Genomic DNA, 11,739 nt, shown 5'->3' with positions numbered 1-11,739 from the left:
ATCGAGCGTTGATCGATCGGGATCGGACGAAGTCCTGGCGAGTCCCAGCGACTGATGGGCGAATATTTATCAGACCACTTCACGCTCACAACACCCCTCGTCGCCAAGTTTTCCGGGTTTTGAGCCGTAGTGGTCGGACCACATCTCTGGTTAGACTGCGGCGCACTCGGCTAGTGGAGGAGCGTCACGTGGACCAGACCGCCCCGCAGAAGGGCACCGTGACCGGGCGGGCCATCGAGCAGATCAAGACGATGATCGGCGAGGGCCGCCTGGAGCCGGGCGAACGCCTGCCCACGGAACGCGACTTGGCCGCCCAGCTGGGCATCTCGCGCAGCTCCATGCGGGAGGCGATCCGCGCGCTGACGGTGATGGGCGTCCTGGAGGCCCGGCACGGCTCGGGCATCTACGTCACCCAGCTTGAGGCCGGGGATCTCCTGGAGACCTTCGGGGTGGTGGCCGACCTGTCGCGCGGCCCGCGCCTGGTGGAACTCCTCGAGGTACGCCGGGTACTCGAATCCACGGCGACCGCGCTGGCGGCGGCACGCATCACGCCCGACCAACTGGCCGACGTGGAAAAGCACTTGGAGGCGATGAACGCCACGGAGGACCCGGAGGAGATCCTCTCCCACGACCTGGCGTTCCACCGCACGATCGCCTTCGCGGCGGGCAACGACACGATGGCGGCGATCCTGGAGGGCCTGTCCTCACGCACCTTCCGCGCCCGGGTATGGCGCGGCTACCAGGAAGAGGACGCCTTCGAACGCACCCGCCGCGAGCACGCACGCATCCACCGTGCCCTGGTGGCCCGCGACCCGGAAGCGGCCAGGGCCGCGGCGGCGGCGCACGTGGGAGAGGTCGAGGAGTGGCTGCGGGCGCAGTTGGACGGGTAGGGCCCGCCCGAAACCGCGCCCGCCGGGCGAAAGGGATCAGGGCCGGCGGACCGCCACCACGTCGATCTCCACGAGAATGTCCATCAAGTCCGAGCCGACCGTGGTGCGGGTCGGGTACGGGGCGGTGAAGGACTTTTCGTAGGCCTCGTTGAACTCCTGGAAGTCCCGGCGCAGATGCTGCAGGTGGACGGTCGTCTTGACCACGTCCGCCAGAGTCAGGCCCTGCTCCTTGAGTACGGCCTCGACGTTGCGCAGGACCTGGGTCGTCTGGGCGCCGACCGTGTCGGCGACGGCGCCCGTGGCCGGGTCCTGGGGGCCGAAGCCCGCCGTCCAGACGATGCCGGATGCCTCGATGCCCTGGCTGTAGGCGCCGGCGGGCCGCGGGGCGGCGGCGGTGCGGATCTCGGTCGTCATCCGGTCAGGTCTCCCTCGCGCTCGTTGACCCCGGCGTAGTGCCGGAGCTTGTCCTCGTCGACCGTGACGCCCAGGCCGACGCCCTGCGGCACGGTGAGACTGCCCTCGTTCAGTTCGAGGGGCTCGATGATGTCGTCGGCGTGGAGGTAGTACATGGAGTCGATGGCCCGGTTGAGGACCGGCGTGCTTGCCACCACCGCCAGATGCGCCGCGGTGGCGATGCCCAGTTCGCCGCCGCTGTGCAGGTTCATGCCGAGGCCGAAGGTCTCGCAGTGCGCGGCCAGGGCCTTGGTGGGTGCGATGCCGCCCCACTTGTAGACGTCACCGTGGATGATGTCGACGGCCCGCAGCCGCATCGCCGGTGCGAAGTCCTCGAAGCGGACCACGCACATGTTGGTGCAGAGCGGAATGCGGACCTGCGCGTGGACCTGGCTCATGCCCTCGATGCCGACGCAGGGGTCCTCCAGGTATTCGAGGTTGAGGTCCTCCAGGGCCCGGCCCGCGCTCACCGTGTCCGGCACCGACCACGCCGCGTTCGGGTCGACCCGCAGTTTGACCGCGGGGAGCACCTCACGGATGGCGCGCAGGATCCGCACGTCGCCGTCGATGTCGGTGGTGCCCTTCAGCTTCACCGCCCGGAAGCCGCCCTCGGCGACGACCTTGGCGGTGTGTTCGGCCAGCGCCGGGCCGAGTTCCTGACCGGTCGCGCCGCCCGCGTCCGCGCGGGTGATCAGCGCCGTCAGCGGGACCTGGTCGCGCACCGCCCCGCCGAGGAGATCGGTCACCGAGTGGCCGCTGGCCTTGCCCATCAGGTCCCAGCAGGCCACGTCGAGGGCGGCGATGGCGGCGTAGCCGAGGTAGCCGTGGAAGAACGGCACCATGTGCTGCTTGCGGTGGAAGGACTCAAGGGCGAAAGGGCTGGTGCCTATGAGGTCGCCCGCGAGCTTGCGTACGAGTGCGGCGACGGGCTGCCCCCACATCGTCTCGCCCCAGCCGACCAGACCGTCGTCGGTACGGATCCGCACCACGGTGCGGGTCTCGCCGGTCTTGGTCTCGAAGGAGCTGGTGAACGGGTTGGTCAGGGGCAGGTTGACGACCTGCACATCGACATCGGTGATCTTCAAGGGTCTCCTCGGTCCGTTCTCGTTCTCGTTCACTTTTCGTTCGCCGGGCCTACGGCCGGGTCGCCGCGTCGAAGGCCCGGATCGCCTCCGCCAGCTGCACCGCCCGCGCGTCGAGCAACCGCCCGCCCCGCTCCCCGTCGGCTCCGGAGGGGTCGTCGGTGGCCCCGCCCACCCGCTCCCATTCGCCGTACCGCTCGACGCTCAGGCCGGGATGCGGTGGCCGGTCGAACAGGGGCGGCGGCTGCACCGGCTCGCGCACCGGCAGCGGGGTCGTCACCAGGTCCGGGTGCGCGGCCAGCATCAGGGAGGTCTCGAACCAGCCCGCATGGCCCGGCGTCACCTCGGGCCGCCCCGCGTCGTCGCCCTCGCCGAGGCTCCAGTACGAGCAGGCGGCCAGGGCGACATCCGTGTGCAGGGCGAACTCCTTGATGGCCAGGCGCATCACCTCGTCGTTGCCGCCATGACCGTTGACGATCATGATCCGGCTGAAGCCGCTGCGGCTCAGTGAGCTCAAAATGTCGCCCAGTACCGCCCCGAGAGTCGCCGCCGACAGCGAGACCGCGGCGGCGAAGAGGTGGTGCGGGCTGTGTCCGTAGGGCAGCACGGGCAGCCGTACGACCTGCGGTCCGCCGTCCCCGTCGGCCGCGAGCAGGGCCGCCGCGCGGTCCACGACAGCGCTCGCGAGCAGGGTGTCCGTGCCCATCGGCAGATGCTCGGCATGCTGTTCCTGGGAGCCGATGGGCAGCAGCGCGATGCCGCCGCGCCCCGCATCCCGGGTCTGGCGCCAGGTGAGCTCGGTCAGGTCAAGCACCGGTCTGTCTCCTCGGATCGTGCCGTGGCAGAGTCTGCGCATGGCTGTTGAACGTCCCCCGCTGCGCCTTGTCCCCGACCCGGCGCCGCGGCCACCCGCGCCGCGCCCGGCCCTCGGCGCGGTGGAGCTGCTGCCCGGAGTGGTCCGGGCAGCCCTGGTCTCGCGCGCGGGCAAGCTGCTGCACCGCACCGAGACGGCCTTCGACGCGAGCGGCCCGCGCGGTTGCGTGGACGACGCGCTGCGGGAGGCGGCCGGGGCGTGCTTCACCGGACCCGGCCGCACACCGGACGGCATCGGGGTCGCGGCGGCCGGCCTGGTGGACCCGGAGACGGGCACCGTCCTGGAGGCCAATGACGTACCCGCGCTGCACGGCTATCCGGTGGCGGCCGTGCTGCGCGACCTGGTGGGCGTGCCCGTGCATGTGGAGCACCGGGCCCGGCTGCAGGTCCTGGGCGACCGCTGGTTCGGGGCGGGCCGTGGCCGCCGTACCTTCGCCTCGGTGTCGACCGGCGAGGTCCTCGGGGTCGGCATTCTCTACGAGGGCGCGGTCCTGGCCCCGCACGGCGGCCGCAGCGGCGCCCATATGACGGTGGCGGCCAGCGGCGAACCCTGCACCTGCGGGGCCCGCGGCTGCTGGAAGACCATGGCGACCACCCGCTGGCTGCGGCAGCGAGCCCGGTCCGCGGGCCTGGCCGGGGTGGAAACCCTCGCGGACCTCGCGGGCCGGACCGACACCGCGGCCCGCTCCCTCGTCGAGGAGTACGCGGACAACCTCGCCCTGGGCCTGGTGAACGTGCAGCAGCTCTTCGCACCGGGCCTGTTCGTGCTGCACGGCGAGGCACGCGAGGGCGGTGAACCCTTCCGGGCCCGCATCGAGGAGCGGCTGCGCCGGGACACCGCCTGGTCGACCGCCGAGCCGCCGCGCGCCCTGCTCGGCGAGGTGGGCCCGGACGACGTGGCGCTGCTCGGCGGGGCCGGTCTCGTCCTGACCCACGCGTAGCTCGGCCCGTTCCCTCGGACCTCTCACCGGGCCCTCGCCGTCCGCCGCGTGCGGTAGCCGTCGGGCCGTGGCACCGCGGCGAGCAGCTCCCTCGTATAGGGGTGCTGCGGGTGTTTGAGGACGGCGTCCGCGGTGCCGGTCTCGACGATCTTGCCGTGGCGCATGACGGCCACCCGGTCGGCGACCTGCTGGACGACGGCCAGATTGTGCGAGACGAACACATAGGTCAGGCCGAGGCGCTGCTGCAACTCGGTGAGCAGGTCCAGGACCCGGGCCTGCACGGACACGTCGAGTGCGCTGGTGGGTTCGTCCAGGACCACGATGCGCGGCTCGGGCGCGAGCGCACGCGCGATCGAGATGCGCTGGCGCTGGCCGCCGGAGAACTCGTGCGGATAGCGGTCCTGCAGTCCCGCGTCGAGGCCGACCCGCGTCAGGAGCTCGCCCACCCGCTCCCGCAGCCGGGCCCTGCCCCGCCGGCCCCGGTAGGAGGCGTCGTGGGTGACGAGGGGTTCGGCGACGATGTCGGTGATGCGCAGGCGCGGGTTCATGCTGGAGTACGGGTCCTGAAGGACCACCTGCATGTGGGCGCGCATCCGGCGCAGTTCGGCGGCGGGCAGAGCGGCCAGCTCTCGGCCCTCGAACCGGACGCTTCCCGCGGTCGGTTCGGTGAGCGCGAGGAGCAGTCGCGTGAGGGTGGTCTTCCCGGACCCGGACTCGCCCACCAGGGCCAGCGTCTCTCCCTCGGTGACGGTCAGCGAGACGTCGTCGACGGCGACGGTCATGCCTTCGCCGGAGCCGAACTCCTTGCGCAGTCCCGTCAGTTCGAGCAGCGTCGTCATGCCGACTCCAGTCGGGGGGTCGCGGCGAGAAGGCGCCGGGTGTAGTCCTGCTGCGGGTCCTCGAACACGTCGGCGACGTGGCCGCTCTCCACGACCCGGCCGTGGTGCATCACCACGACCCGGTCGGCGGTCTCGGCCACCACGCCCAGGTCGTGGGTGATCAGTACGACGGCCATGCCGTGCCGTTCGCGCAGTTCGTCGAGGAGTTCGAGGATCTGGCGCTGCACGGTGACGTCGAGGGCGGTGGTCGGCTCGTCGGCGATCAGGACCCGGGGCCGTCCGACGAGCGCGGTCGCGATCATCACGCGTTGGCGCAGGCCGCCGGAGAGTTCGTGCGGGTACTGGCGGGCGCGGCGCTCGGGCTCGGGGATGCCCACCTCGCCGAGGGCGCGTACCGCCTCCTCGCGGGCCTCGGCGCGCGATGCGCCCCGGTGCCGCTGGAGCACCTCTGCGACCTGGCGGCCCACCCGTTGCAGCGGATCGAGGCTGGTCATCGGGTCCTGGAAGATCATGGCGATGTCGTTGCCGCGGACCGACCGCAGCTCCTTCTCCGACAGGGCGAGCAGGTCACGGCCGTCGAGGCGGATCTCGCCGCCGGTGTAGACGCAGGGCGGTTCGGGGTTGAGCCGAAGGACGGAGAGCAGGGTGGCGGACTTGCCGCTGCCCGACTCGCCGACCACGGCCAGGGTCTCGCCCGCGTGCAGGTCGAGACTGACGCCGCGCACGGCGTGCACGGGACCGGAGCCGAGCCGGAAGTCGACGGACAGGTCCTTGATCTGGAGGAGAGGGGTCATCGGCGGTACGCCTTCGGGTCTGCGACGTCCCGCAGGGCGTCACCGGTGATGTTGATGGACAGCGAGGTGAGCATCAGGGCGAGTCCGGGGAACACCGCGATCCACCAGGCGGTGCCGAGGTAGAGCTGGCCGTCGGCGAGCATCGCGCCCCAGGTGACGGTCTCCTTGGGGACGCCGAGCCCCAGATAGCTGAGCGAGGCCTCGGCGACGATGGCGGCCGCGATGTGCAGGGTGCCGATGGTCGCCAGCGGCGCCATCACATTGGGCAGAAGGTGGCGGCGCAGGATGGTGAGGTCGCGTACGCCGGTGGCGCGGGCCTGGGTGATGTAGTCGCGCGAGCGCAGGGAGAGCACTTCGGCGCGCACCACCCGGGCGTACGAGACCCAGCCGGTGAACCCGAGGACGAGCACCACGTTCCACAGGCCCGAGCCCAGGAAGCCCACGATGGCGAGCGCTAGGAGGAGCGAGGGGAAGGCCAGTTGGATGTCGGCGGCCCGCATCAGGAGCCGGTCGAACCGGCCGCCGCGGTACCCGGCGAACAGGCCGCAGGCCGCGCCCGCGACTCCGGCGAGCAGGGCCGCGCCGATGCCGACGAGCAGCGAGATGCGCGAGCCGTAGATGACCCGGGACAGCAGGTCGCGGCCGAGCTGGTCGGTGCCGAGCGGGTGGCTTGTGCTGCCGCCGTCCTGCCAGGCCGGGGGCTTGAGCCGGACGAGGAGGTTCTGGGCGGCCGGGTCGTGGGGCGCGAGCAGAGGGGCGAACACCGCGGCGAGCACCATCAGGGCGAGGACGCCGAGTGCGACGGCAGCCAGGCGGTTGCGCAGCAGTGTACGCAGGGCGGCGGAACGTATGAGGCGTGTCTTCTCGGGCGGCAGGGGTGCGGCGGCCGTCTCGTCGGACATCTGAGGGGTGGTGGTCATCACTGGGCCCGCACTCTCGGGTCGAGGAGGCTGTAGGACAGGTCGACGAGCAGATTGACGAGGACGAAGGCCGCCGCGAAGAAGAGGACGGCCGCCTGCACCATCGGGAAGTCGCGGTGCGAGATGGCCTCGACCGTGAGCCGTCCGATGCCCGGCCAGGAGAAGACCTGCTCGGTGAGGATGGCGCCGCCGAGCAGTCCGCCGAACTCCAGGCCGATCACGGTGACGGTCGGCAGGGCGGCGTTGCGCAGTCCGTGGGCGAGGACGACCTTGCCGGGGCTGAGGCCCTTGGCGCGTGAGGTGCGGATGTGGTCGGAGCCGAGCACGTCGATGAGGGAGGAGCGCAGCAGTCTGGCGATCACGGCGACCGAGTAGACGGCCAGGGTGATGGCCGGGAGCACCAGGTGCGCGAAGGTGCCGTAGCCGGACGCGGGCAGCGCCTTGAGCTGTACGGAGAAGACCAGGATGAGCAGGATGCCGATCCAGAAGGGCGGCGTCGACTGGCCGAGCAGGACGGCGGTCATCACGGAGGTGTCCCCGGCACGGCCGCGCCGCATCGCCGCGTAGATACCGGCGGGCACCGCCACCACGAGCGTGATGACCATGGCGCCGAGGGCGAGCTGGAGGGTGGCGGGCAGCCGCTCGGCGAGCACCTCGGCGACCGGCCGGCCGTGCACGAGGGAGTCGCCGAGGTCGAGGTGGAGCAGCCCCCACAGGTAGTCGCCGTACTGCGCGATCAGCGGCCGGTCCAGGCCGAGTTGCGCGCGCAGGGTGTTCTCCTGGGCCTGAGTGGCATCGGGCGGCAGGAGTTGCGTGACGGGGTCGCCGGAGAGTCGTACGAGGAGGAAGGCGATGGTGGCGACGGCGAACAGGACGCCGATCGCCGTGCCCAGGCGTGCCGCGATCTGCCGCAGCAGGGGTGGCACGACCGCTGTCCGGCTCGTCACGGCCGCTGTCCGGCTCATCGGGAAACCTCCGCGCTCTCCATGGCCAGAGCGCCGTTGACGATGGGGGTCCACTGGGCGCGGGTGGTGCGCGCCAGGATGATGTCCTGCTGGTAGAGCGGCACGAACGGCGCCTCGTCGAGCATGAGTTGCTGCAGTTCGGCGAAGGCCTTCGTCCGCTCCTTCGGGCTGACGGACAGTTCCTCGGCGTCGATGAGGTGGTCGGCGTGCTCGGATTTCCAGCGGCTCTGGCGCCGGTCGCTGCGCACGATGGACTGGAGCATGCTGCTGCCGTCGAGCGTCCATACGGAGCTCGCGGCGAGGTACAGCGGTCCGAGCGCGTGCCGGTTCTTCGAGGTGAGGCGGGAGGAGAAGGTGCCGGGGTCGAGGAGTTCGACGCGGGCCCGGATGCCGACCCTGGCGAGCAGTCCCGATATCGCCTCGGCGACCTGGGCGTCGGTGTTGGACGCGGTGAGGGTGGTGGAGAAGCCGTCGGGGTGTCCGGCGTCGGCGAGGAGTTTGCGTGCGGTGCGCAGGGAGCGGCGGTAGGGCCGCAGCGACTCGTCGAAGCCGAAGGTGCCGTGCGGGATCATGGCGGGCACCTCGCGGGCCTTCCCGTCGAGCACGGCGTCGATGAGCAGGGGCACGTCAACCGCGTGGTTGAGGGCCTGCCGCACCCTGCGGTCGCGCAGCGGCCCCACCTGCGTGTCGAGATTGAGGTAGGCGGTCCGGGTGCCGGGGTGGTTCTCCAGCTCCACGCCCCCGTATCCGGAGAGCTGCCGTGCGGCGTCCGGGGTGAGCCCGGTGACCAGGTCCACCTCGCCGCTCTGCAGGGCGGCCAGCGCGGACGCGGGGTTGGGCAGCGGGGTGAAGACGAGTTCCTCGACGTCCGGAGTGCCGTGGAAGTGCCCGGTGTTGCGCCGCATCTTCAGCTCGCGGTCGCGCCGCCAGCCGGTGAAGCGGAAAGGGCCGGTGCCGACGGGATGCCGGGCGAAGTCGTCATCACCGACCTCGGCAAGATGCTTGGGCGGCACGACGACACCGCCGAACAGCGAGAGCTTGGCCGGCAGGATCGGATCGTGCTGGCTGGTGTGGATGTCCACGGTGTGCGCGTCGACGACGGACACACGCTTCACGTAACGCAGTTCGACGATCGGCGAGCGCGTGGCCGGATCGAGGATCCGCTCGATGCTGAACTTGACGGCCGCCGCGTCGCAGGGCTCGCCGTTGTGGAAGCGCACACCGCGGCGCAGCTTGAAGCGCCAGGTGTTCTTCGAGCGTGCGGACCAGGACAGCGCGAGGCGGGGTGCGAGCCGGCCGCGGGCGTCCCGTGCGGTCAGGGTGTCGAAGATGTTGATCAGGACGTTCATGGTGATCATGTCGCCCTGTTTGTGCGGATCGAGGGTCGAGGGGTCCTCGGCCTGCGCCACCCGAAGGGTCCCGCTCCGCACGCCGCCCGCCCCGGACCCGCAGCCGGTGAGCGCCACGGGGACGGCGAGAGCGGGAACGGCAAGTGCTCCCAGCCGTAGGGCTCTACGACGTGACATACCTGGATGGGTCACGCGCCACGCACCCTTTCAATGTTCCATCGAACAGTACGATCGTTCCGTTCACCGGAACGCGGTTGGGTTAAGCTAAGCGACATGACGAAGGCGGTCAACACCCGGATCACCACCGCGGCGGACACACGGGCCGGCGCCAAGGGCCCCGTCGACAAGGCCCTTGAGGTCCTCGACGCGCTCGTGCGCCCGGACGGCCCGCACCGGCTCGCGGACCTCGCGGCGTACACCGGGCTGCCCAAGCCCACGGTGCACCGGCTCCTCGGCACGCTCGCCGACAACGGCTACGCGGTCGCGCTGCCGGGCGGCAAGTACCGCGCGGGCCCACGGCTGCTCGGCCTCGCGGCGACCGCGCTCGCCGACAGCCCCGAACTGCGCCTGACCCGGCCCGTCCTGGCCGATCTGCGCCTGCGTACGGGACACGTGGCGCACTACTCGGTACGCGACGCGAACACCGCCGTGCACCTGGCCCAGTCCGAGGCGGCGGACACCTACCGCCTCGCCGTGCGGGCCGGCGGCACGGTCCCGCTGCACTGCAGCGCGGTCGGCCTTGCGATGCTCTCCGCCCTGCCGGAGGAGGAGGCCGCGCAGATCCTGGGCTCGGCGGCTCTGCCGGCCAGGACTCCGCAGACGGTCACCGATCCGGCGGCCGTGCTCACCGCGCTGACCGACGTCCGCGCCCGGGGATACGCACTGGACGACGAGTGCACCGAACCGGACGTACGGGGCGTGGCGGCGCCGGTCATCGGGGCGGACGGCCGCCCGGTGGGCGCGGTGGGCATCGTCGGCCCGACGTTCACGCTGGACGCGGAGAGCGTGGCCCTGTTCGGCCCCATGGTGCGGGCGGCGGCGGGCCTCATCTCGTCGTCCTCCGGCGGGAGTTCACTGCTCGGGCTGGTACGCGAATGAGCGCACCCCGCGACACGCTCGGCTCTCCCCGCGACACGCTCGGCACCCCCCGCGACCTGCTGGCAGAGGCCCGCGACCACAGACTGTTCTCCGCGGCGGCCTGGTCCGTGGGCACCGCGGACGGCATCATCGACTCCGGCCACCTGGGCACCCGCCGCTGGGGCGGCCCCGCGCTCGACGGCACCGAACTGTGGGACCTGGCCTCGGTGACCAAACCCGTGGTCGGCCTGGTGGTACTCGCCCTGGCCGAGCGCGGCGCCCTGTCCCTCACGGACCCACTCCAGGAACTCCTGCCGTCCTACCGCGGCACGGACAAGGCCGGGATCACGGTCGGCCAACTCCTCGCCCACACCTCGGGACTACCGGGCGGCGTGCCGCTCTACCGCACCTTCCCCACACGCCGGGAACTCCTCGACGGCCTGCGCGCGCTCCCCCTCGCGACGCGGCCGGGCACGGCGGTCTGGTACTCGTCGGCCGGTTTCATCCTGCTCGGCCTGCTCGCCGAGGCAGCGGGCGGACAGCCCCTGGACGCCCTTGTCACCCAACTGGTCTCCGAACCACTGCAATTGACCGGACTGACCTTCACCCCGCACCCCGAGGACCGGGCGCACGCGGTGTCGACGGAGCACTGCGACTGGCGCGGGCACCTGGTGACGGGCGAGGTGCACGACGAGAACGCCGTCGTCCTGGGCGGCATCGCGGGCCACGCCGGACTGTTCGCCCCGCTCTCCGACCTCCAACGCTTGGGAGCGGCTCTGGTCAGGGGCGGCGACGGACTCCTGGGCCCCGCCGCCTACTCACAGATGACGAAGTGTCACACCGAGGGACTCAACCTGCGCCGCTGCCTGGGCTGGCAGGGGCAGGACCCGGTCGCCTCACCGGTCGGCGGTGCGATGGGGCCCGACTCGTACGGCCACACGGGATTCACCGGCACCAGCCTCTGGGTGGACACGGCCGCCGGACGCTTCCACGTCCTGCTCGCCAACCGGGTACACCCACGCCGCGACGGCAGACGCTTCCCGGCCGTACGCCGCGCGTTCCACCACAGAACGGCCCGCCTCGCCCCCGGCCCCTAACCGATGAGCGTCTCCTTCGGACGAACCACGCAGAACTCGTTCCCCTCAGGGTCGACAAGGACGGTCCACGACTCCTGACCGCTCTGCCCGACGTCCGCCCTGCGCGCCCCAAGGGCAAGCAACCGCTCGATCTCGGCGTCCCGGTCCTCCGCCGGGGCCGTCAGATCAAGATGCAACCGATTCTTGACGACCTTACGATCGCTCACCGGCATGAAGCAGATCCCCACGGGCGCGTTCACATCCGGCCCGATCACGACCTCGCGCTCCCGCTCGGACAGGATCCGCCACCCCAGAGCCCCGGCCCAGAACCGGGCCAGGGCGGGCAGATCATGGGCGTCGATGACGATGTGATGCAGCGAGACGGGCATGCCGGCCAGTGTGCCCGGCGATGCTCCGGGGCGCGACGGCACAGACAGCGCGGACAGCACAGACAGCGCAGGCAGCCGGGCGGGCCTCGAT

13 protein-coding genes are annotated in these 11,739 nt (G+C 71.5%); 4 read left to right on the top strand and 9 right to left on the bottom strand.

The genetic code is table 11. The features are described from left to right. Positions 1-188 precede the first annotated feature (188 nt). A complete protein-coding gene (locus tag ACWFR3_RS27805; protein ID WP_453737369.1) occupies positions 189-890 on the top strand; it encodes a FadR/GntR family transcriptional regulator in 702 nt (233 codons plus the stop codon). Positions 891-926: 36 nt separating this feature from the next. Here the strand turns inward: ACWFR3_RS27805 and ACWFR3_RS27800 are convergent, their stop codons facing one another. Genes ACWFR3_RS27800 through ACWFR3_RS27790 form a run of 3 tightly spaced genes read right to left on the bottom strand, consistent with a single transcriptional unit; the run spans position 927 to position 3,281 of the window. Beyond that, positions 927-1,304, bottom strand: a complete 378-nt coding sequence (locus tag ACWFR3_RS27800; RefSeq protein ID WP_453737368.1) for a RidA family protein — start codon at positions 1,302-1,304, stop codon at positions 927-929. Beyond that, positions 1,301-2,428 carry a mandelate racemase/muconate lactonizing enzyme family protein gene (locus ACWFR3_RS27795; protein ID WP_453737367.1) on the bottom strand — a complete coding sequence of 376 codons (1,128 nt, stop codon included), beginning with the start codon at positions 2,426-2,428 and terminating at the stop codon, positions 1,301-1,303. Before ACWFR3_RS27795 ends, ACWFR3_RS27800 begins: the two co-directional genes overlap by 4 nt. A 49-nt stretch (positions 2,429-2,477) precedes the next feature. Further along, on the bottom strand, positions 2,478-3,281 hold the full coding sequence (locus tag ACWFR3_RS27790) for a creatininase family protein (protein WP_453737366.1): 804 nt from the start codon (positions 3,279-3,281) through the stop codon (positions 2,478-2,480). Between ACWFR3_RS27790 and ACWFR3_RS27785 the strand changes: the two genes are divergently transcribed. Further along, complete coding sequence (locus ACWFR3_RS27785; protein ID WP_453737365.1) at positions 3,280-4,239, top strand: ROK family protein; 960 nt, start codon at positions 3,280-3,282, stop codon at positions 4,237-4,239. The genes ACWFR3_RS27790 and ACWFR3_RS27785 overlap by 2 nt on opposite strands. Positions 4,240-4,262: 23 nt before the next feature. Here the strand turns inward: ACWFR3_RS27785 and ACWFR3_RS27780 are convergent, their stop codons facing one another. The 5 genes from ACWFR3_RS27780 to ACWFR3_RS27760 are packed head-to-tail and all read right to left on the bottom strand — an operon-like array spanning position 4,263 to position 9,283. Beyond that, complete coding sequence (locus tag ACWFR3_RS27780; RefSeq protein ID WP_453737364.1) at positions 4,263-5,078, bottom strand: ATP-binding cassette domain-containing protein; 816 nt, start codon at positions 5,076-5,078, stop codon at positions 4,263-4,265. Beyond that, entirely contained in the window at positions 5,075-5,872 is a 798-nt protein-coding gene (locus tag ACWFR3_RS27775) for an ATP-binding cassette domain-containing protein (RefSeq protein WP_453737363.1), read from the bottom strand. The genes ACWFR3_RS27780 and ACWFR3_RS27775 overlap by 4 nt, the downstream gene beginning before the upstream one ends. Beyond that, positions 5,869-6,792, bottom strand: a complete 924-nt coding sequence (locus tag ACWFR3_RS27770; protein ID WP_453737362.1) for an ABC transporter permease — start codon at positions 6,790-6,792, stop codon at positions 5,869-5,871. The genes ACWFR3_RS27775 and ACWFR3_RS27770 overlap by 4 nt, the downstream gene beginning before the upstream one ends. Next, complete coding sequence (locus ACWFR3_RS27765) at positions 6,792-7,757, bottom strand: ABC transporter permease (RefSeq protein WP_453737361.1); 966 nt, start codon at positions 7,755-7,757, stop codon at positions 6,792-6,794. The genes ACWFR3_RS27770 and ACWFR3_RS27765 overlap by 1 nt, the downstream gene beginning before the upstream one ends. Further along, entirely contained in the window at positions 7,754-9,283 is a 1,530-nt protein-coding gene (locus ACWFR3_RS27760; RefSeq protein ID WP_453737360.1) for an ABC transporter substrate-binding protein, read from the bottom strand. Before ACWFR3_RS27760 ends, ACWFR3_RS27765 begins: the two co-directional genes overlap by 4 nt. 96 nt (positions 9,284-9,379) lie before the next feature. Here ACWFR3_RS27760 and ACWFR3_RS27755 point away from each other — a divergent pair, with 96 nt between their 5' ends. Both ACWFR3_RS27755 and ACWFR3_RS27750 read left to right on the top strand, forming a co-directional pair. Next, positions 9,380-10,204 carry an IclR family transcriptional regulator gene (locus ACWFR3_RS27755; RefSeq protein ID WP_453737359.1) on the top strand — a complete coding sequence of 275 codons (825 nt, stop codon included), beginning with the start codon at positions 9,380-9,382 and terminating at the stop codon, positions 10,202-10,204. Then, on the top strand, positions 10,201-11,280 hold the full coding sequence (locus ACWFR3_RS27750) for a serine hydrolase domain-containing protein (protein ID WP_453737358.1): 1,080 nt from the start codon (positions 10,201-10,203) through the stop codon (positions 11,278-11,280). The genes ACWFR3_RS27755 and ACWFR3_RS27750 overlap by 4 nt, the downstream gene beginning before the upstream one ends. Here the strand turns inward: ACWFR3_RS27750 and ACWFR3_RS27745 are convergent. Continuing rightward, positions 11,277-11,648, bottom strand: a complete 372-nt coding sequence (locus tag ACWFR3_RS27745; protein WP_453737415.1) for a VOC family protein — start codon at positions 11,646-11,648, stop codon at positions 11,277-11,279. The two genes, ACWFR3_RS27750 and ACWFR3_RS27745, sit on opposite strands and share 4 nt — an antisense overlap. Between the last annotated feature and the right edge of the window lie 91 nt (positions 11,649-11,739).

This window comes from Streptomyces sp. NPDC055189, assembly GCF_053606765.1.
This window is presented reverse-complemented; position numbering and strand designations above follow the sequence as displayed.